Genomic DNA, 25,383 nt, shown 5'->3' on the forward strand with positions numbered 1-25,383 from the left:
TAGCGCAGGAACCACGCCGGCGGCAATGCGGCTTTTCAGGCCCGCAACGCCTGCGCCACCGCCTCGGCATAGACCTGCGCGCCGAGGATGATATCCTCTTCCGCCGTATCCTCGGTCCAGTGATGGCTGATCCCGCCGATCGAGGGCACGAACAGCATCGCGGCGGGCATGATGCGGGCGAGATATTGCGCATCGTGACCCGCGCCGCTGGGCATGCGCAGGGATTTGCCGGGGGCGTGAATCGCCGCTGCCGCGTCGATCATGTCCTGCAAGCCGGCATCCATGCGCGCGGGCTTGCTCTGGCCCAAAACCTCGAGGGAGGCGCCGCAGACGCCCTCCGCATCGATCTCGGCAACGATGGCGCGCAATTCCGTGTCGAGCCGGTCGAGCACCGCCTCATCCGCGTCGCGGAACTGGAAGAGGACCTCCGCGCGGCCCGGAATGATGCTCGGCGCGCCCGGCTCCAGGGTGACGCGACCCGCCGTCCAGACGGTGCGCTCGCCGCAGAGCTGGGGAAAGCGCTCGTCGATCTTCGCAAGCGCGCGCATGGCGGCGCGCCCGGCATCGCGGCGGCGCTTCATGCTGGTGGTGCCGGCATGGTTCTGCGCGCCGGTGAAGACCAGCTTGTATTGCCAGATCGCGACGATGGCGGTGACGTTGCCGATCTTCAGATCCGAGGAGATCAGCGTGTCGCCCTGCTCGATATGCGCCTCGAAGAAACCCTTGTAGCGCCCTTCCTCGTAGCGCACGCGCGATTCACCTGCGAGCCCGACCTCCTGCAACGCCTGGCGCAAAGGCTTGCCATCATAGCGGTTGGTGGCGGCGTCGATCTCGCTCTCTTCAAGGATGCCGAGGAAGGATTTCGAGCCAAGGAACGAGCCGAAATGCCCCTCCTCGTCGCACAGGGCGATCACGTCCACGCCGCAATCGGCGAATCCGCCATCATCGGCAATGGCGCGGGCGGCTTCCAGCCCGTAGATCACGCCGAGTGCCCCGTCGAGCCAGCCGGCATGGTTCTGGCTCTCCAGATGTGACCCGGTCAGGATTTTCGGCCCCGGCGCCTCGCGCCGTCCGAGAACCGAGCCGATCCCGTCGATCCGGGCATCGAGCCCGGCCTCGCGCATGCGCCCGGCGAGCCAGTGGCGCGCTTCCATGTCCTGGGCTGAGAAGGTGGGCCGGTGCACGCCGGTTTTATAAGTGCCGATACCGCGCAAATGCTTGAGATCGCCCATCAGGCGTTCGGGATTGATCTTGACCATTTCTGTCTCCTGATTTGCCGCGAGGGAACAGCCCTGCGCGCGTCATGGCAAGAGGCGAATCCTCACGATGCGCTGGCAGGCTGCGCACCGATCGCGGAAGTCTTGCGACGCGTCGAAATGCGTAGGACTTTCGGTCGGGTTGCCTGTAGCCCGCCTTCTCCCGTAAGTTTGCCGCAACAGACGCGCGGATTCGCAAACCGCGCGATTGCGAAAACGGATTGATCGCCAATGATCGCCTTTGGGAGGGAAAAATGTCCGAAAAAGTCTATCCCGTGTCGAAGGAATGGGCAGAGCGCGCACATATCGACAAAGCGCTCTACGAGAAGATGTACCAGGCCAGCATTGACGATCCGGAGAGCTTCTGGGGCGAGCACGGCAAGCGCATCGACTGGTTCACGCCTTATACCAAGGTGAAGAACACGCTCTACGGCAAGGACGAGGTCTCGATCCGCTGGTTCGAGGACGGCACCACCAATGCCGCACATAACTGCATCGACCGCCATCTCGAGACGCGCGGCGACCAGGTGGCGATCATCTGGGAGGGTGACGATCCTTCCGAATCGCAGAAAATCACCTATCGCGAGCTGCATGATCACGTCTGCCGCTGGGCCAATGTCCTGCGCAACCGCAATGTCGAAAAGGGCGACCGGGTCACGATCTACCTGCCGATGATCCCGGAAGCCGCCTATGCGATGCTCGCCTGCGCGCGGCTGGGCGCGATCCATTCCGTGGTCTTCGGCGGCTTCTCGCCGGATTCGCTCGCCGGACGCATCGAGGGTTGTGGCTCGAAGACCGTGATCACTGCGGATGAAGGCCTGCGTGGCGGGCGCAAGGTACCGCTCAAGGCCAATGTCGATGCCGCGATCGCGCGCCTGCCGGAAGGCGCCGTGGATCATGTCGTCGTGGTGAAGCGCACTGGCGGCGACGTCGCCATGGAGCCCGGGCGCGACGTCTATTACAACGAAGCGGCGGAGATGGTCACGGCGGATTGCCCCTGCGAGGAGATGAATGCGGAGGATCCGCTGTTCATCCTCTACACCTCCGGCTCCACCGGCAGCCCCAAAGGCGTGTTGCACTCGACAGGCGGCTATCTGGTCTATGCCGCGATGACGCATCAATACGTCTTCGATTATCATGAGGGCGACATCTACTGGTGCACGGCGGATGTGGGCTGGGTCACCGGCCACAGCTACATCCTCTACGGCCCGCTCGCCAACGGCGCGACCACGCTGATGTTCGAGGGCGTGCCGACCTATCCCTCGATCTCGCGTTTCTGGGACGTGGTCGACAAGCACCAGGTCAACATCTTCTACACCGCCCCCACCGCCATCCGCTCGCTGATGGGCGCGGGCGAGGAGCCGGTGAAGAAGACCTCGCGCAAGAGCCTGCGCCTGCTCGGCTCCGTCGGCGAGCCGATCAATCCGGAAGCCTGGGAATGGTATTACAAGGTCGTGGGCGACGAGCGTTGCCCGATCGTCGATACCTGGTGGCAGACGGAGACCGGCGGCATCCTGATCACGCCGCTTCCCGGCGCCATCGCCCAGAAGCCCGGCTCGGCCACACTGCCCTTCTTCGGCGTGAAGCCTGTCATCGTCGATGCCGAGGGCAAGGAGCTTGCCGGTGCCTGCGAGGGCAATCTGTGTATCGCCGACAGCTGGCCGGGCCAGATGCGTACCGTGTTCGGCGATCACGAGCGCTTCATCCAGACCTATTTCTCGACCTATCCGGGCAAGTACTTCACCGGCGATGGCTGCCGTCGCGACGCAGACGGCTATTACTGGATCACGGGCCGCGTCGATGACGTGATCAACGTGTCGGGCCACCGTATGGGCACGGCGGAAGTCGAGAGCGCGCTGGTGGCGCATCCCAAGGTCTCCGAGGCCGCCGTGGTCGGCTATCCGCACGACATCAAGGGTCAGGGGATCTATGCCTATGTCACGCTGATGGCGGGCGAGGAACCCTCCGAAGCGCTGCGCAAGGAGCTCGTCACCTGGGTGCGCAAGGAGATCGGGCCGATCGCCTCGCCGGACCTGATCCAGTTCGCCCCCGGCCTGCCCAAGACCCGCTCGGGCAAGATCATGCGCCGCATCCTGCGCAAGATCGCCGAAGATGAATTCGGCGCGCTGGGCGATACCTCGACGCTGGCCGAACCCGCCGTGGTCGACGATCTGATCGAGAATCGACAGAACCGTCACGACTGAACAATCGTCATCGGCCATGTTCTCGAGTGACATGGCCGATTTGCCGTTCTTTGCGCCATCCGCCGCGATCTCCGGATCCGGCGGGTGCGCGTTCCGACGAAGCCGGCCCGGGCACGGCGCAGGGATCCGGATCAATCATCGCAGGAGCCCGCCGATGCAGCGTGCCGATTCGTTCCGCAGGCGCCTTCGCAGCGCACCGGCCTATGAGCGCCGCTACGGCTATTCGCGCGGCATCGCGGAAGATCCGTTCATCTTCATTTCCGGCACAACCGCCCTCGATCCGGTGACCTTCTCCGTTGCAGGCGACACGACAAGGCAGGCGCAGCGCGCCTGGGACAGCATCACCGCCGCTCTCGGGCAGGTGGAAAGCGGTCCGGCAGAGATCGTGCGCGTCAGCTGCATGGTGATCGATCCGGCGGATGCACCGACTGTCCTCGCCCTCTCGCGCGAGGCGCTCATGCGCGGGCGCGATCCGGAATCGGCTCCTGCGGAACTTCCGGCGGTGACGCTCTTCGGCGTCACGCAGCTCTTCAATCCCCGGATGCGTGTCGCCATAGAAGTGACGGCGCTCTGGCGCGGTTATACGCTGAGAAGACAATAAGCGCATAATGGGTTTGCACTATGCACTCCCGAACTGCAGATCTCTTCTGAACCAACACAAGCATTCTTGTTTCCGTTGCGCTATGATGGCTGCTCTCAGCAGAGGAGACGCCACCGTCGATGCGCCGTTTCATTACAACCACGCAATCCCCCGAGGCGGAATTCGGCTTCGCCCGTGCGGTCATCCAGGACCCTTTCGTGTTTCTCTCCTGCGTCTACGGCTACGACCCGGAAAGCATGACGATGCCCGAGGATGTGACGCAACAGACGTGCAATTGCTGGGATTCGATCGCCGCGACCCTGCAGGGCGCCGAAAGTGCTCTGGAGGAGATCGTCAAGGCCCGCATCTGCGTCACCGATCCCGCCTATGGCGAACCCGTTCTCGATGCCTGTGCGCGGCGAATGGCCGAGATCCTGCCGGCTTCGACGCTGATGGTGGTCTCGGGACTGATGCGCCCCGAAATGAAGGTCGGGATCGAGGTCACGGCCATGTGGTCACTCGCCCGCGAATGGTAGCGCATCGTCGCCCCTCCCCGCTCCCGCTGATTGCGTGCGGGCCAAAGGCGGTATAGGTGAAGAGCGCGTCAGGGCCGGAATGCGGCGCGCAGGGTCGACGGCATTTCCGGGCAGCGGATCAGGATCGGGACGAGAGCATGAGCGGCAGAAATGGTGGCGCAGGGGCGGGACGCGGCAAGCGCCCGACCGGGCGCGGCACGGCGAAGCAGCCGCAGGACAAGACACGCGCGCGGCAAGGCGCCGGACCGGACACGAAGCCAGGCGGGAAGCAGGCGCGCAATCCCGTAGCGAAGGCCGAGCAGCCCGCCGCAAGACCGGCCAGCCCGAAAACCGCAAGTCCCCGCCCGGGTGCCCGCAAGGCCGAGAAGGCGGCAGCCCAGACCGTTCTGCAGACCGGCATCCAGATGCTGCACGTCACCGGGGACGAGGCCGACATGCGCCTCGACCGGTTCCTGACAGCGCGCTTCCCGCAGGTCGCCTTCACCCATCTCCAGCGCATCGTGCGCACGGGGCAATTGCGCGTGGACGGCAAGCGCATGAAGCCCAATGACCGCCTCCAGGCCGGCCAGAACGTGCGTATCCCGCCGCTCAAGCAGCAGGAGACCGTGCCGCGAAGCGCGGCGCGCAATACCGATGACCGCGCCTTCCTCGAGAGCATCACGCTCTATGAGGACAAGGATGTGCTCGTCATCAACAAGCCCGCCGGCCTCGCCGTGCAGGGCGGCTCGGGGACGACGCGCCATGTGGACGGGCTGCTCGATTGCATGCGCGACAAGGCGGGCCAGAAGCCGCGCCTCGTGCATCGGCTCGACAAGGAGACCGCCGGCTGCCTCGTCATCGCCAAGACGCGCTTTGCCGCCTCGGTGATGGCGAAATCCTTCCGCTCGCGCACGACCCGCAAGGTCTATTGGGCGATCTGCGCCGGCGTGCCGCGTGTGCGCCAGGGGCGGATCTCGACCTATCTGGCCAGGATGGCGGATGCGGACGGCGAATCGCGCATGGTGGTGGCCGAGCATGGCGACAAGGGCGCCGATCATGCGCTGACCTATTATGCCGTGGTCGATCAATCGGCGCAGAAGCTCTCCTGGCTGTCGCTCAAGCCGGTCACCGGGCGGACGCACCAGTTGCGTGTGCACACGGCCGATATCGGCCATCCGATCATCGGCGACGACAAGTATTTCAACATCGAGAACTGGGATCTTCCCGGCGGCATCCAGAACCGGCTGCATCTGCTGGCCCGGCGTATCGTCATCGCGCATCCGCGCACCGGGCGCCCGCTCGACGTGAGCGCTCCGCTGCCGCCGCACATGCAGCAGACCTTCAACCTGCTCGGCCTCGATACCGAGCGCTATGATCCGATCATCGAGGCGCCGGAAGAGTAATGCGCCGCCCCGTCATGGCGCGCGCGAGGCGCGCACCATGTAATTCACCGCCGTGTCACGCGAGAGCGACCAGTTATCGGCAAGCGGGTTGTAGACGACGCCCGTCGTTTTTTCCGGCTGCAGGCCACCCGCCCGGATGGCGTCTTCCAGTTCGCGCGGCGTGACGAATTTCTGCCATTGATGGGTGCCCTTCGGCAGCCAGCCCAGAATGTATTCCGCGCCGACAATGGCCAGCGCGTAGGAGCGCAGGGTGCGGTTGAGGGTCGCCATGAAGAGAAGACCGCCCGGCTTCACCGCGGTGCAGCAGGTTGCGACGAAGGCGCGCACGTCGCTGACGTGCTCGACCACTTCCATCGCCGTGACGATGTCGAAGCGCGCCCCGCCCGCAACCACATCCTCGATGCGCTCTTCGCGGTAATCGATGACGATTCCCGACTGCTGCGCATGCTGACGCGCCACGGCGATGTTGGTGGGAGCCGGGTCGAGCCCGGTAACCTGTGCGCCCAGCCGCGCCAGGGGCTCGGAGAGCACGCCCCCGCCGCAGCCGACATCGACCAGTGACAGGCCTTCGAGCGGCGCACCGGCCAGCGGATCACGCCCGAAATGCCGGGCGGCCTCGTCGCGGATATGGGAAAGCCGCACGGGGTTGAACTTGTGCAGCGTGCGCATCGGCCCGGTCGGATCCCACCAGGTGCGGGCGATCTTCTCGAATCGCGCCACCTCCGCCGGATCGACGCTGTCCGTTGCGCGTTCGCTTCTTCGCCCGGCGCTCGTCATGCTGGTTTCCTTCCGCTACTGCCAATTGACCATGCGTCGCCGCGTTGACATGGACCGACGCCCTCGTCATGTATACGCGCGGCTGCGGGTCGCGGTCACGTCCCTGCGGCGACGCGTCCCGGTTTTCTTGTCGAGGTTTTCTTGTCGAGGGTTCCTTGCGCGGCCCTCTTGCGCGATCCTTCCTGCGCGGTTCTTCCCGCGCCGGATTTCCCGCGTCCTTGCCGCCAACTTGTTACGAGGCTTTCGGTATGCCACGGCTGGTCATGAAATTCGGCGGCACCTCCGTTGCCGATCTGGAGCGGATTCGCAATGTCGCGCGCCATGTCAAGCGCGAGGTGGATGCCGGCTACCAGGTCGCCGTCGTGGTCTCCGCCATGGCGGGCAAGACCAACGAACTGGTCGGCTGGTGCCGCGAAGCCTCGACGATCCACGATGCGCGCGAATACGATGCCGTGGTCGCCTCCGGCGAACAGGTAACCTCGGGGCTGCTCGCCATCGTCCTGCAGGGCATGGGCTTGCCGGCGCGCTCCTGGCAGGGCTGGCAGATCCCGATCGAGACCTCCGGCGCCCATGGCGCGGCGCGGATCGAGGCGATCGACGGCGCGCGTATCGCGAAGCATTTCGACGAGCGCAACGAGGTCGCCGTCATCGCCGGTTTCCAGGGCGTGCATGCACCGACCGGGCGAATCGCGACTCTGGGGCGCGGTGGCTCGGATACCAGCGCGGTGGCGCTGGCCGGCGCGCTCGGCGCGGAACGCTGCGACATCTATACTGATGTGGACGGGGTCTATACGACCGATCCGCGCATCGTGGCGAAGGCCCGCCGACTCGACCGTGTCTCCTATGAGGAGATGCTTGAAATGGCGAGCCTTGGCGCCAAGGTGCTGCAGGTGCGCTCGGTCGAGGTGGCGATGGTCCACAACGTCCCGACCTATGTGCGTTCGAGTTTCGATGATCCCGCGGCCCCCAATCCCGGGACGCTGATTTGCGGCGAGGAGGAAATCGTGGAACAGCAGACCGTCACCGGCATCGCCTATTCCCGGGACGAAGCGCAGATCACCCTGCGCCGCGTCGCCGACAAGCCGGGCGTGGCCGCCTCGATCTTCGTGCCGCTGGCCGAAGCGAATATCAACGTGGACATGATCATCCAGGTGGTCTCGCGCGATTCATCGACGACCGACATCACCTTCACGGTCCCCGCCGGAGACTATGAGCGCGCGAAGGGCCTGCTCGAAGAACACCGCAGCGTCATCGAATACGAATCGCTTCAGGGCGAGACGGATGTCGTGAAAGTCTCGGCCATCGGTGTGGGCATGCGCTCCCATGCCGGCGTCGCGGCGAAGGCGTTCAAGGCCTTGTCGGACAAGGGGATCAACATCCGCGCCATCACCACATCCGAGATCAAGTTCTCGGTCCTGATCGAGGAAGCCTATACGGAGCTCGCCGTGCGCACACTTCATGCGCTCTACGGACTCGACAAAGCCTGACGGTTTCGGCCACCCTTGCAACCCGGACGCGGCATGGCGCCGTGGCAGTCGCCCCATGGCGGGCGGCACCAGTGAACAGGCACCGAGATGAGAAACCCATCCGGCGGTCCGCGCGTATTGCTTCGCCGTCTTCGCGAAATCATGGCGGAGCCGATCAGCGCGCAGGATCGTCTTGACAGGATCGTGGTCCTGATCGCGGCCAACATGGTCGCGGAGGTCTGCTCCGTCTACGTGCTGCGGGCTGACGGCACGCTCGAGCTCTATGCCACCGAGGGGCTCAACCGCGAAGCCGTGCATCTGACCACGATGCGCTCCGGAGAGGGGCTCGTCGGCCAGATTGCCGATGCGGCCCAGCCGCTCGCTCTGTCCGATGCACAGACCCATCCGGCCTTCGCCTACAAGCCGGAGACCGGCGAGGAGATCTATCACGGCTTCCTCGGCGTGCCGATCCTGCGTGCGGGCAATACGCTCGGCGTGCTGGTGGTGCAGAACCGTGCCCATCGCAGCTATAGCGAGGAGGAGATCGAGGCGGCCCAGACCACCGCCATGGTGGTCGCCGAGATGATCGCCTCCGGCGAATTGCAGGCGATCGCGCAGGAAGGCGCGGATATCGCGCTGAAGAAGCCACTCTATCTGCAGGGGGTCTCGCTCACCGAGGGTGTCGGGCTCGGCCATGTGGTGCTGCACGAGCCGCGCGTCGTGGTGAAGAACCTCATCGCCGAGAATCTCGACGAAGAAGTCGAGCGCCTCGAAGCAGCCATCAGGAAGGTGCGGGCATCGATCGACGAGCTGATCGAACGTGGCGACGTCGCCGATCACGGCGAGCATCGGGAGGTGCTCGAAACCTTCCGCATGTTCGCCCATGACCAAGGCTGGCTGCGGCGCATGCGCGAGGCGGTGATGACCGGCCTCACGGCGGAAGCCGCCGTCGAGCGCGTGCAATCGGACAACCGCGCCCGGATGATGCGCCAGACCGATCCCTATCTGCGCGAGCGGCTGCACGATCTCGACGATCTCGCCAACCGTCTGCTGCACCAGCTCGTCGGGCAGGATTTCGTCTCGGACGGGGCGGATCTGCCTGAAAACGCCATCATCGTGGCGCGCTCGATGGGCCCGGCCGCCCTGCTCGATTACGATCGCGGCAGATTGCGTGGTATCGTGCTCGAGGAAGGCGGGCCGGCCAGCCATGTCGCCATCGTCGCGCGCGCCCTCGGCATTCCCGCCGTCGGACGCGTGGAGAACGCCACGGCACTGGTCGAGCCCGGCGATGCCATCATCGCCGACGGCGTGGCCGGCGAGGTGCAGATCAGGCCGCGACCGGATGTCGAGGCGGCCTATGCGGAAAAGGCACGCCTGCGCGCCAAGCGGCAGGAGCAGTACCGCGCCCTGCGCGACGTCGCCCCCGTTACCAGGGACGGCATCGCCATCGATCTGCAGCTGAATGCCGGGCTGCTGGCCGATCTGCCGCATCTGGAAGAGACCGGGGCGCACGGGATCGGGCTGTTTCGCACCGAGATCCAGTTCATGGTCGCGCAACAGATGCCCTCGACCAGTGAGCAGCAGAAGCTCTACCGGGCCGTTCTCGATGCCGTGGACGGCGCCCCTGTCGTCTTCCGCACGCTCGATATCGGCGGCGACAAGATTCTGCCCTACATGTCGGCGATCGAAGAGGAGAATCCGGCGCTGGGCTGGCGCGCGATCCGCATCGGCCTCGATCGCCCCGGCCTTCTGCGCAGCCAGGTCCGTGCCCTGCTCAAGGCGGGATCGGGGCGCGATATCGCCATCATGCTGCCGATGGTCGCCACGGTGGAGGAATTCACCCGCGGCCGCGAGATCGTCGCACGTGAAATCGCCTATCTGCGCCGTCATGGCCATGCGATGCCCACCGATATCGCCATTGGCGTGATGATCGAGGTGCCCGCCCTGCTCTTCCAGATCCGGGAAATCTGCGCTTTGGCGGATTTCATCTCGGTGGGATCGAACGACCTCCTGCAATTCCTCTTCGCCGCCGATCGTGAGAACCGGCAGGTCGCACAACGCTATGATCCTTTGGGGGTGGCCTCCCTGCGCGCCCTTCGCCTGATTGCTGATACCGCACGCGAAAGCGATTGCCGGGTCTCCATCTGCGGCGAGATCGCCGGACGCCCGCTCGAGGCGATGGCGCTGCTCGGTCTCGGCTTTCGGACGCTGTCGATGGCCCCGTCATCAGTGGGCCCGGTCAAGGCCATGCTGCTCGCCCTCGACGCACAGGAAGTCGGCGCGGTGATCCGCGAGAAGCTCGACGATCCCGAGACCGGCCCGACCCTGCGCAGCACGCTGGCGCAATTCGCCGAGCGGCGGCGCATCCCGGTCTGAGGCCGCGAAAGGATCGCCTTACAGCCCCAGCGCGCGTGCCAGTGCGATACCGACCAGCCCTGCGGCGATGGCTGCGATCTCCATGCGGGTGGCGATCATCACGGCAATCGCCGCACCGATCCCGATGAAGGCCGGAGACCCGGCCTGGGCGGCGATCGGCAGGATCGTGGCGATCACGATGGAGCCCGGCAGGGCGCGCAGGGCGCGCGCGAGGCGCGGGCCGATCGTGATCCGGTTCATGAAGATCACGCCGGAAGCGCGGCAGAGATAGGTCACCCCGGCCATGGCGACGAGGGCGAGGAGCGTGCCGTAGGGCGTGGCGAGCGTGAATTCAGGCATCATCGATCATTGCCCCCGCGATCGCGCCGGCGAGCGCACCGATGATGATGAAGGCGTAACCGGGGATGAGCGCCTGCGCGATCAGCGCCGCGCCGCCCGCGACTGCCCAGGGAATCGCCGGGCGAAACCCCTTCCACATCGGCACCAGCATGGCGGCGAAGAAGATCGGCATGACGAGATCGAGACCGAATCGCTCGGGATCAGGCACCACGGCGCCGGCGAGGTAGCCCGGCAGGGTCGCCGCCAGCCAGCCGCACCAGAGCGCGATGCCGGCACCGAGCACCACCCCGATATCGCGCCCGCCTTCGCCATGATAACGCATGCCGATCAGCCAGTTGGCATCCGCGAGGACGAAGGTCACGGCGGCGACCTGGCCACGGCTGGCGCCGACCATGTAAGGCTGGATCGCCGCGCCCATCAGGATCATGCGGGCATTCACCGTCGCCACAAGTACCGTCACGACGAGGAGCCCGGTCAGCGTCCACGGATCCTGCCACACCTCCAGCGCCACCATCTGCGAGGCGCCGGCAAAGACCGTCGCGGAGAAGGCCATGGTCTGCCACAGTTCAAGCCCCTTCTGCGCCGCTGCGGCGCCGAAGGCCGAGGCGAAGACCATCGCACCTGGCAGGAGCGGCAGGGCGAGGCGGGCACCGAGACGGGCGCCGGCGAGGGTGAAGGCGGGGCGGGTCGGACGGGACATGATATGCGGGACGATCCGTGTTTCCGGGACGATCCACCTATCCTTGCGGCAGGTGTTATTCGCAGCCAGTATTCTTCGCGGCAGATGTTCTTCGTTGAGATGCTTGCACGCAATCGCTTGCCTGATCGGACGGGCCGGGGCAACCCCCCGGATGAGTGCGGCCCCCATCGCGTCTGCCCATGCGGGATCGGCGCGAGACCGCTCACAACGCGCTTTCCCGCCACCCGCCCACCGGCTAGACAGAGTTCATGACACCCACGACCCCGCCCACCAGATCACGCTTCCGGCTTTCTGCCGACACCCTCGCCATGACCGCGACGCTGGCAATGCTGACCTCGCTGGGGCCGCTTTCGACGGATATGTATCTGCCTGCCCTTCCCGCCATTGCCGAGGGGCTGGGCACCACCATTGCCGGGGCGCAACTCACGCTCTCGGCCTTCCTGCTGGGTTTCGCCCTGGGCCAATTCCTCTACGGCCCGCTCTCCGACCGGATCGGGCGCCGCCCCGTGCTCGGTTTCGGGCTGGGGCTTTTTCTCGTGGCGACGCTGGCCTGTATCATTGCGCCGAATATCGAGACGCTGACACTGGCGCGTTTCGTCCAGGCGCTCGGCGCCTCGGCTCCGATCGTGCTGGCCCGGGCCATCGTGCGCGATCTCTACGAGGGGCCACGCGCTGGGCGGGAATTGTCGCGGATGGGGACGATCATGGGGCTGGTGCCGGCGATCGCGCCGGTTCTGGGTGGGGTCATCCATGTCGCCTTCGGCTGGCGCGCGGTCTTCGCGGCGATCCTGATCGCGGGGCTCATGCTCACCATCGTGGTGCTGCGCCATCTCCCCGAGACCCTGCGCAGCCGCGAGACCACACCGCTCTCGCTGAAGGCCATCCTTGCCGGATTCGCGCTGCTTTTGCGTCACCCGACCTACCGGGTCTATGTCGGGCTCTCGGCGCTGACCTATTCCGGTCTGTTCGCCTTCATTTCCGGGTCGAGCTTCGTGCTTCAGGGGGTCTACGGCCTGTCGGAACTCGCCTACGGCTTCTCCTTCGGATTTGTGGTGATCGGCTTCATCGCCGGCACGCTGATCGCGCAGCGAATCGTCGGCAGCAGGGGGCTCGACGGCACGATCGGGCTCGGCGTGCTCTGCCTGGCTGGCGGGGGTGTCGGCATGCTGGCCTTGTCCGTGATCGGCACCGGCTCGGCGCTGGAAGTGGTCCTGCCGATGGCGCTCTACGGAATCGGCGTCGGGCTGACCATGCCGCAATGCATGGCGAGCGCACTCACGCCCTTCCCCGAACGCGCCGGCGCGGCCTCATCCCTGCTCGGCATCATCCAGATGGGCCTCGCCGCCTTTGTCGGGATCGGGCTGGGCGCGGCGCTCATCCATGCAGATATCGCCATGGCGGCGGTTCTGGCGGGGCTGGGTTTGCTGGCGCTGGCGCTGTTTGCGTCAACGCGCGGCGTGCGCCGCGCGGGGGCGGCCTGATCACGCGCGTTTATTTCTCGGTGAGATAACCGATCGGCTCGGCGGGTTTGCGGCCGAGCCAGAGCAGCAGCAGGCCGAGCACGAAGGCGACGAGCGCCGCCGGCCAGAGCAGGATAGTCAGGAGTACCGGGTCCCACAGGGCCGGATGGATATGGCGCGTGACCGCCGGTTCCAGCATGGGGAACAGGCCCGGCATCAGCTGAAACAGGATCTGCCCGAGCGGCGCGTAGGTGATTTCGCCGGCAGCGATGGAGCGCGATCCGTCGACGACGAAGCCGACGAAGCCGGCGGCGATCAGCAGGAACCCGATGAGACGCAGGATGAAACGGAACATGGCGACGTTATTTCGCGTCGGCCTCCCCGTGTCCAGCGCGGGAACGCGGAAACAGGCTCTCGATCCATAGAAAAACCGCCGCTCACGACATCGTGAGCGGCGGTCCGCGCAGAGGCAGGGGAATCCCCCGGTGTCAGTCTTCGTAACCGTAATGCTCGACGAGATAATCCATGACGGTGGCGCGCATGTCATCCGGCAGGGGTGCCATGCCCTGGCTGTCGACCATCCAGTCGAGAATCTCGTCCCAGACGCGCCGGGAGAAATTGGAGCTCTCGACGATGGCGAGCGAATGGCAGCCCTGGCAGGAATAGAATACCAGCTCCTGACCCTCACCCGGTGGCAGACCGCCAAAATCCTCATCCTGGGCCATGGCCGGGCCCGATGCGAAAGCGAAAATGAGCGCCGCCGCAGCGGCGCCCAGGATCCCGTAGCGGGTTTTCTTCATTGACGACTCCAATCAGACCGCAACGACGCCGATGCGGTGGCAGGAATTGTTGAGATAGCCACGCGGATTCCAACCCGGCACGACCATGGGCTGCATGCGACCCTTCTGATCGGTCGCCCGTGCCCAGACTTCGTAATAGCCCACGCTCGGCGCCTTCACATCGGCGCGCCAGCGCTGCCAGGAATACTTGTTCGGGGCGGGCATGACTTCGGCACGCTGCCAGGTGGCGCCGTAATCGATCGACACTTCCATGTCGGTCACCCAGTCGTCACCGGCCCAGGCATGGCCGCGCACCTCGAACGGACGTCCGGCCGGCACTTCCGTCATGGTCTCGGGGAAGCTGATGATCGACTTCACGGGCATCGAGCCCATCACGACCATATCCTCGTCCGGAACATCATCGCCCGGCGCAACCGGGGTTCGGGGCACACGGTAGGACATGCCGGTCATCTTGGAGCCGTCATGCTCCCGGTCGCGCACCCAGATCCGGGTCAGCCATTTCTGCGAGACCGAGCCGGCCCAGCCAGGGGCGACGATGCGTACCGGATAGCCATGAGCTGCCGGGATATCCTCACCATTCATCTTGAAGGCGACGATGGTGTGCGGGTCCATCATCTTGTCGATCGGGCCACCGCGTGAAATCGGATCGAGCTCGGGATTGCCCGAGAGGTGTTCGTCATACGAGTAATGCCCCGTATAGACGGCGCTCTGCGTCAGGCCCGCGCGCCGCAGGATGTCGGACAGGCGCACACCCGTCCATTCGGCATTGCCGATGGCGCCGACGGACCACTGGTTGCCACGCGGCGACGGGTTGAACGCCGAACGCCCGTTACCGCCGCACTCAAGCTGCAGCCTGAGCGTCACATGCTCGAAATCGTTGACGAGATCGTCATAGCTCAGTTCCAGCTCGTTCTCGACCTCGCCGTCGATCTTCAGGCTCCAGTCGGAGAGCGCGATCTTCTCCGGCAGCGTGCCGTTGTTGCGCACGAAGAAACGCTCGGCCGGGGTGACGTCGTCATCCAGCATATGCGCCGGGGTTTCCATATTGACCGGGCGATCGTTGAGCACGGTCATGTCGCCGTCCTTGCCCTCGAGGCGGAAATCCTCGACCGAATCGGCAAGCGCTGCGGGAATCATCCCGGCCGGCATGTTCTGGCTGAAGGGGATGCTCGAGCCGACGGCTGCGCCCATCGCGGCGAGACCGGCGCCCTTGAGAAAGCCGCGGCGATTCGAGTCGGGAACGCGTCCGAAGACGAGCGCATCCGCGCGTTCGGGATCCTGCTCGTAGAGCTCGCGAATTCCCCGTTCTTTTTTGTCCGTCATGAAGATTCCTCCGTTCACATAACTAGAGGTTGTTATACTCGTGATTTGGCATGCGACATATTCGCATCCGCGAATATACTGTAGCGGCGTGAATCGGCACTGCCTAGACAGATTTTCAGGTGTAGCGGATAAATTGTTGCTGCGCTGCGTCAAAGATCATTAAATTATTTCGCAATGCGGAACGAATACGCAGCATTCGCATAAAACGCGCCTATTCTGCCGGCGCGCGCGAAGGTTGCGAAAGCGTCCCGTCATGGGCCTCGTCATGGGCGTCGCGGTCAGCGAACTCCTCTTCCAGCGCCCGCGCATAGGCGAGTTCCCTGTCCAGTCGCTGCTGCTCTGCGGCGCGGGGTCTGGAGAAGCGCGCGAGCATCGCATAGGCGATCGGTGTCAGGAACAGCGTGAACAGCACGGAGAGGATCAGCCCGCCGACCACCACGTAACCCAGCGCCTCGCGGGCTTCCGCACCGGCCCCCTCGGAGAGGATCAGCGGCACACCGCCGAGCGCGGTGGAGAGCAGGGTCATCATCACGGGCCGGAAACGCACGATCGCCGCCTCGCGCGCCGCATCCGCGACAGCCGCCCCGCGATCGCGCAGCTGGTTGGCGAATTCGACGATGAGGATGCCATTCTTGGCCATGAGACCGATCAGGATGACAAGACCGATCTGGCTGTAGATATTCAGCGAGCCCCCGGTCATCGCCATGGCGATCAGCGCCGCGCCGAGGCCGAACGGCACGGTGATCATGATCACCACGGCACTGATGAAACTCTCGAACTGGGCTGCGAGCACCAGCAGCACGATCAGCAGCGCGAAAACGAAGGTGAGCGCGACGCCGCGCGAAGTCTGATCAAGGGTTGCCGCCTCACCGAGAAACTGGATGTTCATCCCCTGTGGCAGGCTTTCCGAGGCCACCGCCCGCACATCCGTCATGGCGCGACGCAGATCATAGCCCGGCTCCAGGCCGGCATTGATCGGCACGGCGCGCATCTGCCCCTCGCGCTGGAGCGTCGGCGCGACCGCAACCTCCTCCAGCGTGACGACCGAAGAGAGCGGCACCAGCCGGTTGTCGCGGGCGCGGATGAACAGGTTTTCCAGATCGCCCGGATCGCGGATGACGTCGTCGGGGCCGCGCATCTGGATCGCGATGCTGCGGTCGGCCACGCTGACATCGCCGACCCGGCGCCCGTCCAGCATGGTCTGCAACGCGAGCGCAACATTTTCCGGCGTGAGACCGAGATCCGCAGCGAGGTCGCGATCAATGCTCACCGACAATTGCGGCTGGGTGACGTCGAAGGAGACGGAGGGATTGGAGAGCTGCGGCACACGGTCTTCGAGCGCGCGGATGAGCTCTTCCGCAGCGACCGTGATCCCTGTGAAATCGGAACCGCGCACGGCGAATTGCAGCCCCTGGCCACCGCCACGGATGCGCAAGGAATTCGGCGTACGCACGAAGGCCTGCACGCCGACGATATCGGCGATGGAACGCCGCACCTCCGCCGTGATCTCGGCCTGGCTGGCCTCGCGGTCGCGCCAATCGCTCAGCGGGGCTATCATGAAGGCCGTGTTGGAACGGCTACCCAGCCCGACGATGGAGAGCAATCCCTGCGCATCGCCGCGATCGACGATCGGCTGGATGCGTTCCTCGATCTCGGCGGCCTTGCGCGATGTATAGTCGAGATCCACGCCCTGGGGCGCACTGACGAAGAGCAGCAGGAAGCCGCGATCTTCCGGCGGGGTCAGCTCTTCCGGCAATTCGCGGAAGGCGACGACGGAGGCGAGCGCGAACACGCCCGCGAACACGAGCACGACCAGCGGCGCCTTCAATGCCATGGTGAGCAGGCGTCCGTAGATTGCGGCAACCCCGCTGCCGAAGCGCCCGAGCAGATCGAACCGGGCGCTGCGCGCTTCCTCTTCGGGCGTACGTTCGCCGGATTTGAGCAGCCGCGAAGAGAGCATCGGCACCAGCGTCAGGGCCACGAAGGAGGACAGCATCACCGCAGCGGCGAGCACGAAACCGAATTCCGAGAACAGGGCCCCCGCCGTCCCGGGCAGGAAGGAGATCGGCACGAACACGGCGGCGAGCGTGACCGTTGTCGCGATCACGGCGAAGAAGACCTGGCGCGCGCCGAGCACGGCAGCCGCAAGCGGGCCCATCCCCTCCTTGCGCCGGCGCTCGATATTCTCCAGCACCACGATCGCGTCATCGACCACGATCCCCGTCGCCAGAACCAGGGCGAGCAGGGTGAGCACGTTGATGGAGAAACCCATCAGCCAGATGGCGGCGAGCGTGCCGATCAGGGCCACCGGGACGGTGACGGCGGGGATGGCTGTGGCGCGCACGGAGCGGAAGAAAAGCAGGATGATGGCGATGACGAGAAGCGTGGCGATCACCAGCGTGAAGGCAACCTCGGCAATGGCGCCACGAATGAACACGGCCTCGTCGGAGCGGATCTGGAGCGTCACCCCGTCGGGCAGGACCAGTGACAGCTCATCGACAGCGGCCTGGATCCCGTCCGATATCTGGATGGTGTTGGATTGCGCCTGGCGCAGGATGCCCAGCGCGATGCCGCTCTCACCATTGGCGCGCAGCACCGTATCGCGATCGGCCGGAGCAAGGCGCACATCCGCGACATCGCCGATGCGTGTCTGCGGGTTGATGAAGGTATCGGCGATCGCTTCCACCGTCCGCGCGCTCGCCGCCGCCTCGACGAGCAATTCCTGTCCACCGGAGCGAAAGGTCCCCGCCGGCTGATCGACGAGGATGTCGCGCAGGGTGCTCTGCACATCGTTCACGGCAAGCCCGCGTGCGGCGAGGGCGGCGGGATCGAGCGTCACCTGGAACTGTGGCGCGCGCAGCCCCCAGATCTGGACATCGGCGACACCTTCGACGGCTGCGAGCCGGTCCGCGATCTGGTTTTCAGTGATCGCGGTGAGTTCCTCGATGGGCAATGTCTCGGAGATCACCGAGAGGCGGATGATCGCCTGACCGTCGGAATCAGCCTTCACCACGGCCGGCTCCTCGGCATCGGCCGGCAAGCGCCGGCGGATCGCGGAAACCGCATCGCGGATATCGGCGGCAGCGACATTCATGTCGACATTGTCGGAGAATTCCGCCGTGACCTGGCTGCGCCCGCGCCGGCTGTTGGAGGAGAGCGAGACGAGACCCGGCACACGGGCCACCGCCCCCTCGACCACACTCGTCACCTGGCTGTCGACGGCCTCCGGCGTTGCGCCGGGGAATTCGGTACGCACCGTGACCACGGGCCGGTCGACATCCGGCAATTCGCGGATCTGGATGCCAAGATAGGCTGCCATTCCGGCAATCACGATGAGCAGGCTCATCACCGTGGCGAGAACCGGCCGGCGCACGCACAAAGCCGCGAGATCACCGCTGCGTTCGCTCATCGAAGCCATGGCGCCCATCCTTCTGCTCAGCTGCGACCGGGATCGGCCTCGTGATGCTCGGCAATCGTCACCGGCGCGCCGTCACGCAGGCGCTGGACACCTTCGAGCACGACGCGATCACCGGGCGTGAGATCGCCGTTGACCAGCGCCCGCGTTTCGCCACGCTCCAGGATTTCGACATCGACACGCTGCGCACGATCATCGACGACGCGCCACAGATAGGAACCGTCACGATCCCATTGCAGCGAAAGCAGCGGCACGGCAGTTTGGAGCGCGCCCTCGAAAACCGTCTCGACCAGGAAGGAGAGTCCGGGCCGCAGGCGATCGTCGCTGTTGTCGATGGCGGCGCGGATGGTCAGCGTGCGTACCTGCGGGTCGATGCGTGAATCGATCTCGGCGATGACGCCTTCGAACCGCTCGACCCCGAAGGCGATGCTCGTCGCCTCCACCCGGGCACCGGGCTGCGCCTGCGCCGCGAAGCGCTCCGGCAGGGCATAGCGGATCAGGATCTCGGATCGATCATCAATATTGGCGACTTCGGTCGTCGCGGTGACGCGATCACCGATCGTGACCTTGGGGATGCCCATATAGCCGTCGAAGGGCGCGCGCAGCGTGCGCCGGTCGAGATCAAGCTCGGCGCCGCGCAATTCGGCTTCCGCAGAAGCAACGCGGGCCCGTGCCTCCTCGACCTGCACGGTGGAAACGGCCTGGTTCTGCGAAAGGCGCTCGAAACGCCCGAGCTGGTCGCGGGCCTGTTGCAGGGCGATCCCGGCCTTCTCGACGGCGATCGTCTCCTCGCGCGCATCAAGACGCAGAAGCGGCTGATCCTCCGCGACGCGGTCGCCGGTGGTGAAAAGCATCTCGGTGACAAGACCTGCCGTCGGCGCGAACAGCGAAACCGAGCGCAGGGCCTCCGCCGTGCCGACGGACTGCACCCGCCGGCTCGACACTTCCTCGCCGACGCTCGCCGTGATCACCTGCTGCGGCCCGCCCCCGCCACGCCCCGGCGGTCCGCCCCCGGGAGCCCCGCCGCGCGCTTCCTGCTGGTCATCGGCTTCAGGCAGGAGACCGGCCCGCTCGGCAAGAGGCCGCAGCGGCGCCGGAAAACTCGCCGGCGCAAGCCAGGCCCAGCTTGCGAAGGCCATCGCCAGCGCAGCACAGGCCGCGATCAACTGCTTCCAAATCGCCATGCACGATCTCTGCCTTGCCCGATTCGCGAGAGCCGGATCGGAAAATCATCAAGCCGCCTTGACCACAGGACATCCGGGCCGATGAGGCGCTGCCTCGTCATACGCGCCTTATGTAACGCTGCGATACCGGCAAGACCAGAGCAGGCGATGCAAGCTGCGTTTGCAAACGCGTTGACACGCCGCCTTCGCAAGGGACCAGGCCGAAGCCTCTCACGCAACATGCGCTCAAACGGGCAGGCGCCGGGCCGGTCGCCGTCAGCGAGGCGCATCCCCCTGGCGCACCACCAGCACCGAACAATCGGCATGGCGCACGACCCGCGCCGCATTGGGACCCAGCAGATAATCCTCCAGCCCCAGCCGATGCGCGCTCATCACGATCAGATCCGCCTTCACGACCCCGGCATAATGCAGGATCTCCTTGTAGATCACGCCGTGGCCGACGATGTGCCGACGCGTGATCTCGTCCGGGAATTTCTCCTGCGCATAGGCGTGCAGCTGCTTGTCGGCCTCGGCCAGCGCGCCCTGCTCGAATCCCTTGGGAAAGAAGCTGCCGACGAGCGACATGCCGAAATCCGGAACGACCGTGATGATATGCACCCGCGATTTGAAGGCGCGCGCATATTCCACCACGGTCCGCACGGCATCTTCCTCGTCTTCCGGGTGACCGAGATCGACCGCGAGAAGGATATCCTTGTACATCAGTTCGTCCTCCGGTTCGCCCTCAGGCCGTGGCGGCCTCGCCGGCATCAGCCTGTGTCGCGTGCGCTTTCCTTGCCGCCTCCTTGCGTTTCAAACGGCGGTTCTGCAGCAGATAGACCAGCCCGAAGAGCCCGATGGCGGGAATGTAGAACCATTCGTCCATCGGCTGATCCGCTGCGGTCTCCACCGCCGTCAGAACCACCGGATTGTCGGGATCGTAGAAATCGACATTCTCCAGCGTGCGACCGGCGAAGCTGCGCGGGTCAAAGGGCTCTTCGAGCACGACGCGATCCTCCTCGATCATGGCCGGCAGATCCGTCGCCTGACGATAGCGCATCTGCGGATCGTCGATGGCCGGCCCCAGATCGAAGGCCAACAGCTGCTCCTGCATCGATCCGTCGCGGAAGGAGGGGCCTTCCACGCGCAGACGGATGACGGCGTCATCGGGCAGATCGCCGACCACTTCATAGAGCTGCGCCGGTTCGACCTCCTGCCAGGGCGGCACGACCTGATCCATGAAGAAGCCCGGTCGCAGCAACAGGAAGGTGACCAGCAAAAGCGCCGCCGTTTCCCACAGGCGGGATTTCACCAGGAAGAAGCCCTGCGTCGCGGCGGCGAAGACCAGCATGGCGAGCGTGGCCTTGATGAAGATCCAGATTCCGCCGATCCAGTCGACGCCGATCAGGAGAAGATCGGTGTTGAAGACGAAGATGAAGGGCAAAAGCACCGTGCGCAGGCTGTAGAAGAAGGCGGTGAAGCCGGTCTTCAGCGGGTCGCCGCGCGACACCGCCGCTGCGGCAAAGGAGGCGAGCCCCACAGGGGGCGTCACATCCGCCATGATTCCGAAATAGAAGACAAAGAGATGCGCGGCGATCAGCGGGATCAGGATCCCGTTGGCCTGGCCGAGCTCGACGATGATCGGCGCCATCAGCGTGGCGACGACGATGTAGTTCGCCGTGGTGGGCAGGCCCATGCCGAGGATCAGGCTGATCAGCGCGGTGAAGACCAGGATCAGGAAGATGTTGCCGCCCGAGAGCGTCTCCACCACCTCGCCCATGACCTGGCCGAGCCCGGTCAGCGTCACCGTGCCGACAACGATGCCGGCCGCGGCGACGGCGCAGGCAATGCCGATCATGTTGCGCGCGCCGCCGATCAGGCCCTGGACCAGTTCGTCGAAACCGACCCGCGCCTGCGCGCTGATCTCGCCGGAATGCAGACCCCGGAACAGCGCCTTGATCGGGCGCTGGGTGAGCAGGATCAGGATCAGGATCGCAACCGCATAAAAGGCCGAAAGACCCGGCGAAAGCTGCTCGATCATGATGAACCAGACCAGCACCACGATCGGCAGGATGTAATGCAGCCCCGTCACCGCGACTTCGCTGGCGATGGGCAGCCTCACCACCGGCGCGTTGGGATCGTCGATCTCGAGATCGGGCTTCGTCGCGGCGAGCCAGAGCATGGCGAGATAGGCGAACGCCATCAGGACGAGCACCACCGGCGCCGAGATACCGGGTATCGCCGTCTGCACGAAACGGATGCCGAAATAGACCACGCCGGCGAGAATCACGATCGAGGAAACCACGATACCCATGCGCAGCAATGCGACCTGGAAGCTGCGGATCACCGGCTTGGGCAGGGTCTGCATGTCCGCCTTCACCGCCTCGAGATGCACGAGGTAGAGAAGCGCGATGTAGGAGATCACCGCCGGCAGGAAGGCGTGCCGGATCACGTCCGTATAGGGGATGCCGACATATTCCACCATCAGGAAGGCGGCAGCGCCCATGACCGGCGGCATGATCTGGCCGTTGACCGAGGAAGCGACCTCGACCGAACCGGCTTTTTCGGAGGTGAAGCCGACGCGCTTCATCAACGGGATGGTGAAGGTGCCCGTGGTCACGACATTGGCGATCGACGAACCCGAGATCACGCCCGTCATCATCGAGGCGAGCACCGCCGCCTTGGCCGGCCCGCCACGCAGATGGCCGAGCAGGGCGAAGGCGAGCTTGATGAAATAGTTGCCCGCCCCCGCTTTCTCGAGCAGGGAACCGAACAGGACGAAGAGGAAGACGAAGGCGGAGGAGACGCCGAGACCGACGCCGAAGACACCGCCCGGCGAGAGCCAGAACTGGTCCATCGCTCGCTGGAACGAGGCGCCGCGCCATTGGATCAATTCCGGAATCCACGAAGACGAACCGAAGAAGACATAGGTCATGAAGACGATGCCGACGATCATCAAAGGCGGACCGAGCGCCCGACGCGTGGCTTCGAGCAGGACGAGCAGGCCGATCCCCGCCGCAACGAGATCCTGTGTGATCGGCAGGCCCGGGCGGCGCGACAACTCGCGATAGTTGAAATAGATGTACAACGCCGCGCCGGCGGCGACGATGGCGAGGATCCAGTCGATCAGCGGCACCCGGTCGCGGTCGCTCGAAGCGAAGGCGGGATAGGCGAGAAAGGCAAGAAACAGTGCAAAGGCAAGGTGGATGGACCGGATTTCGGCGGAATTCAGCGTGAACTGAACCCCGGTCCATGTGGACAGCGTGAAAGGCAACGGCGAAGCGATATAGAGCTGGAACAGCGACCAGGCCAGCGCGACGCCGGCAATCACATAGGCCGTGAAGCCCTGCGGTGCCCGCGCGCCGCTGTCGTTCGAGGCGACGAGATCCTGCAGATCCTTGTCATTCAGGCCTGAACCGACCTGCGCGGGTTGATCCTGCCCGGTCGCGCCACCGGCAGCCTGCCCCTGAGCCCCGTTGCTCATGCCGAAATTCCCCTCACCTCTCGTTGCGGACGCCGCCACGGAGCCCGCATTCCCCCGAATGATTATTCTGCTGTCGGATTATACGAATGACATGTGCCATTCACACGGGAAAAAGCGTGCATGAAAAGGTTTCGCACTGAAAACCGGCGCTGGCCGGAACCGGGGCGGCGCGCACGCCGCCCCGTTTGTCACAATCGCGGACGCGGCAAACGCCCCGCCTGCTGCCGATCGATACCTGATCAGTCGATCAGGCCCTGCTCGCGGAAATAACGCTCGGCGCCCGGATGCATCGGCGCGGACATGCCCTGCGTGGCCATGCTCTCGGCGTCGAGATTGGCGAAGGCCGGATGCAACGAACGGAAATCGTCGAGATTGTCGAAGACCGACGCGACGAGCGTGTAGACCACGTCGTCATCGACATCGGCCGAGCTGACGAAGGTTGCGCCGACACCGAAGGTCTGCACGTCTTCATCCGTGCCGCGATACATGCCGGCGGGGATCGTCGCCGGGAAGTAGAACGGAATCTCGTCCACCAGCGCCATCAGCTCGTCGTCATCGGCATTGACGATGCGAACGTCACAGGTCGAGGTGACTTCCTGAATCGCGCCGGAGGGGTGGCCCACGGTGAAGACGAAGGCGTCGATGTTGTTGTCGCACAGGGCTTGCCCCATTTCGGCCGGTGCGAGTTCCGATGCGAGCGCGAAATCGTCCGTGCTCCAGCCCTTGTGCTCCATCACGACTTCCATCAGCGCACGCTGGCCGGAACCGGGATTGCCGATATTGACGCGGTTGCCGAGCAGGTCGTCGAATTCATTGATATCGCTGTCGGCACGCGCCACGATCGTGGCGGGCTCCGGATGCAGCGAGAAGACCGCGCGCAGGTCCTCATGCGCACCACCTTCTTCGAATTGCGCCTCACCATTGAAGGCATTGTACTGGACGTCCGACTGGGCGACACCGAATTCGAGATCCCCGCCACGAATGGCGTTGATGTTGAAGACCGAGCCACCAGTGGATTCCACCGAGCAGCGGATGCCATGCTCGCTGCGGGTCTGGTTCATCAGGCGGCAGATCGCGCCGCCGGCCGGGTAATACACGCCGGTCACAGCGCCGGTGCCGATCGAAATGAATTGCTGCTGGGCGAGCGCGCCGGAAGGCGCTGCACCGAGGGCCAGGGTGAGGCCGGCTGCAGCGACACCGAACTTGAGTGTGGATTTCAAGGACAACATTTTTATTTCCTCCACGTTGATTTCATCTGGCGGCAGGCACGAGCACACCGCCGGGGCGCCGGCGACGCGGGAAATCCCGCCTGTTGGCAAGCGCCTCAGGTTGCGACTTTGGCGCGTGGAAGGCTTCTTGTCCAGCCTTGTGAATGTCGCGCCCAGGATGCATTCAATATATTTTAAGTTGTGTTTTATGCAATAAAACATCGGAGATTCTTCACATCCACTCAACTCCCAAGAAATCTTTGACGGCAATACAGATAATATTTGAAATAAATAATCATTTATATTCCACATTAAAAAGCAAAATTGCGCGAATAAGTGGAATCTTAATGTTTTGGCCGTTGAATCGCAACCGTCAAGTTGCCGTTGCAGCGGCATCGGCACGTTCTGAATCGGCTGCTTCCGATGCGGCCACGCAAAACAAGCAGCAATACGATCGTATTCACGTAGAGGAGCTTTCACATGCAGCAAATCATCAAGACCACGCTGGGCGTCTGCTTTGCCGCCGGCCTCGCTTTCTCGGCCCATGCCGGAGAAGCTCCGATGGAAATTTCCGGCGCCACCACGGTCGATGCCGAAGGCGTCATCACCCTGATCGAATCCACCCCGGACCTCGTCATCCTCGATAACCGTTCGGTGGCCGATTACGATGCGGGCCATATCGAAGGTGCCATCCGCCTGATCGATACCGACATCACCGGCGCCGCTGATCTCGCCGCCCACGTCCCGGCAATGGATAGCCCGGTCCTGTTCTACTGCAACGGCCTGAGTTGCGGGCGCGCGGCCAATGCCGCCGAGATGGCGGTCGATTACGGCTACACCAATGTCAGCTATTACGCGCTCGGCATGACCGAATGGCGCGATCTCGGCCTGCCGCTGGTGACGAACTGAGCATCACG

At 64.9% G+C, this 25,383-nt stretch carries 20 protein-coding genes; 8 read left to right on the forward strand and 12 right to left on the reverse strand.

Annotation, left to right across the window (positions count from 1 at the left end):
• Positions 1-35 precede the first annotated feature (35 nt).
• On the reverse strand, positions 36-1,259 hold the full coding sequence (locus tag GA0071312_RS00245; protein ID WP_074443141.1) for a Zn-dependent hydrolase: 1,224 nt from the start codon (positions 1,257-1,259) through the stop codon (positions 36-38).
• A gap of 251 nt (positions 1,260-1,510) precedes the next feature.
• Here GA0071312_RS00245 and acs point away from each other — a divergent pair, with 251 nt between their 5' ends.
• The 4 genes from acs to GA0071312_RS00265 all read left to right on the forward strand — a co-directional run bounded on the left by acs (position 1,511) and on the right by GA0071312_RS00265 (position 5,958).
• Complete coding sequence (gene acs, locus GA0071312_RS00250; protein WP_074444062.1) at positions 1,511-3,460, forward strand: acetate--CoA ligase; 1,950 nt, start codon at positions 1,511-1,513, stop codon at positions 3,458-3,460.
• Between the two features lie 154 nt (positions 3,461-3,614).
• Entirely contained in the window at positions 3,615-4,061 is a 447-nt protein-coding gene (locus GA0071312_RS00255; protein WP_074443142.1) for a Rid family hydrolase, read from the forward strand.
• A gap of 119 nt (positions 4,062-4,180) precedes the next feature.
• Positions 4,181-4,576: a Rid family hydrolase gene (locus GA0071312_RS00260; RefSeq protein ID WP_074443143.1), complete on the forward strand. Its 396-nt coding sequence runs from the start codon at positions 4,181-4,183 to the stop codon at positions 4,574-4,576.
• A gap of 137 nt (positions 4,577-4,713) precedes the next feature.
• Positions 4,714-5,958, forward strand: coding sequence for an RluA family pseudouridine synthase (locus GA0071312_RS00265; protein WP_083204162.1), 1,245 nt, complete (start codon positions 4,714-4,716; stop codon positions 5,956-5,958).
• A 12-nt stretch (positions 5,959-5,970) separates the two neighbouring features.
• Here the strand turns inward: GA0071312_RS00265 and ubiG are convergent, their stop codons facing one another.
• Positions 5,971-6,735, reverse strand: a complete 765-nt coding sequence (ubiG, locus tag GA0071312_RS00270; RefSeq protein WP_074443144.1) for a bifunctional 2-polyprenyl-6-hydroxyphenol methylase/3-demethylubiquinol 3-O-methyltransferase UbiG — start codon at positions 6,733-6,735, stop codon at positions 5,971-5,973.
• Between the two features lie 248 nt (positions 6,736-6,983).
• On the opposite strand from ubiG, the gene GA0071312_RS00275 reads away from it, so the two are divergent.
• Together GA0071312_RS00275 and ptsP are read left to right on the forward strand one after the other, a co-directional pair.
• The gene (locus GA0071312_RS00275; RefSeq protein WP_074443145.1) at positions 6,984-8,222 is read left to right on the forward strand and encodes an aspartate kinase; all 1,239 of its coding nucleotides are present in this window, start codon (positions 6,984-6,986) and stop codon (positions 8,220-8,222) included.
• A gap of 87 nt (positions 8,223-8,309) precedes the next feature.
• Positions 8,310-10,577, forward strand: coding sequence for a phosphoenolpyruvate--protein phosphotransferase (gene ptsP / locus GA0071312_RS00280; RefSeq protein WP_074443146.1), 2,268 nt, complete (start codon positions 8,310-8,312; stop codon positions 10,575-10,577).
• A gap of 18 nt (positions 10,578-10,595) precedes the next feature.
• On the opposite strand, the gene GA0071312_RS00285 is transcribed toward ptsP, so the two are convergent.
• A complete protein-coding gene (locus GA0071312_RS00285; protein ID WP_074444063.1) occupies positions 10,596-10,916 on the reverse strand; it encodes an AzlD family protein in 321 nt (106 codons plus the stop codon).
• A complete protein-coding gene (locus GA0071312_RS00290) occupies positions 10,909-11,616 on the reverse strand; it encodes an AzlC family ABC transporter permease (RefSeq protein WP_074443147.1) in 708 nt (235 codons plus the stop codon). Before GA0071312_RS00290 ends, GA0071312_RS00285 begins: the two co-directional genes overlap by 8 nt.
• A gap of 248 nt (positions 11,617-11,864) precedes the next feature.
• On the opposite strand from GA0071312_RS00290, the gene GA0071312_RS00295 reads away from it, so the two are divergent.
• Positions 11,865-13,097: a multidrug effflux MFS transporter gene (locus GA0071312_RS00295; protein ID WP_083204163.1), complete on the forward strand. Its 1,233-nt coding sequence runs from the start codon at positions 11,865-11,867 to the stop codon at positions 13,095-13,097.
• Between the two features lie 10 nt (positions 13,098-13,107).
• Here GA0071312_RS00295 and GA0071312_RS00300 read toward each other — a convergent pair whose 3' ends face one another.
• The 8 genes from GA0071312_RS00300 to GA0071312_RS00335 form a co-directional block, all read right to left on the reverse strand.
• Positions 13,108-13,431 carry a hypothetical protein gene (locus GA0071312_RS00300; RefSeq protein ID WP_074443149.1) on the reverse strand — a complete coding sequence of 108 codons (324 nt, stop codon included), beginning with the start codon at positions 13,429-13,431 and terminating at the stop codon, positions 13,108-13,110.
• Positions 13,432-13,564: 133 nt separating this feature from the next.
• Entirely contained in the window at positions 13,565-13,876 is a 312-nt protein-coding gene (locus GA0071312_RS00305) for a hypothetical protein (protein ID WP_074443150.1), read from the reverse strand.
• A 12-nt stretch (positions 13,877-13,888) separates the two neighbouring features.
• Positions 13,889-15,199 (reverse strand): sulfite oxidase, encoded by a 1,311-nt coding sequence (locus tag GA0071312_RS00310; RefSeq protein WP_074443151.1) that lies wholly within the window; start codon positions 15,197-15,199, stop codon positions 13,889-13,891.
• Between the two features lie 211 nt (positions 15,200-15,410).
• Positions 15,411-18,617, reverse strand: a complete 3,207-nt coding sequence (locus tag GA0071312_RS00315; RefSeq protein ID WP_074444064.1) for an efflux RND transporter permease subunit — start codon at positions 18,615-18,617, stop codon at positions 15,411-15,413.
• Positions 18,618-18,634: 17 nt separating this feature from the next.
• Positions 18,635-19,798, reverse strand: a complete 1,164-nt coding sequence (locus GA0071312_RS00320) for an efflux RND transporter periplasmic adaptor subunit (protein ID WP_074443152.1) — start codon at positions 19,796-19,798, stop codon at positions 18,635-18,637.
• 255 nt (positions 19,799-20,053) lie between these two features.
• Positions 20,054-20,497: a universal stress protein gene (locus GA0071312_RS00325; protein ID WP_074444065.1), complete on the reverse strand. Its 444-nt coding sequence runs from the start codon at positions 20,495-20,497 to the stop codon at positions 20,054-20,056.
• A gap of 22 nt (positions 20,498-20,519) precedes the next feature.
• Positions 20,520-23,258 (reverse strand): TRAP transporter permease, encoded by a 2,739-nt coding sequence (locus GA0071312_RS00330; RefSeq protein ID WP_083204165.1) that lies wholly within the window; start codon positions 23,256-23,258, stop codon positions 20,520-20,522.
• 239 nt (positions 23,259-23,497) lie between these two features.
• On the reverse strand, positions 23,498-24,487 hold the full coding sequence (locus GA0071312_RS00335) for a TAXI family TRAP transporter solute-binding subunit (protein ID WP_074443153.1): 990 nt from the start codon (positions 24,485-24,487) through the stop codon (positions 23,498-23,500).
• 459 nt (positions 24,488-24,946) lie between these two features.
• On the opposite strand from GA0071312_RS00335, the gene GA0071312_RS00340 reads away from it, so the two are divergent.
• The gene (locus GA0071312_RS00340; protein WP_074443154.1) at positions 24,947-25,375 is read left to right on the forward strand and encodes a rhodanese-like domain-containing protein; all 429 of its coding nucleotides are present in this window, start codon (positions 24,947-24,949) and stop codon (positions 25,373-25,375) included.
• The last annotated feature ends 8 nt before the right edge of the window (positions 25,376-25,383 follow it).

Source organism: Saliniramus fredricksonii, assembly GCF_900094735.1.
Lineage (GTDB): Bacteria > Pseudomonadota > Alphaproteobacteria > Rhizobiales > Beijerinckiaceae > Saliniramus > Saliniramus fredricksonii.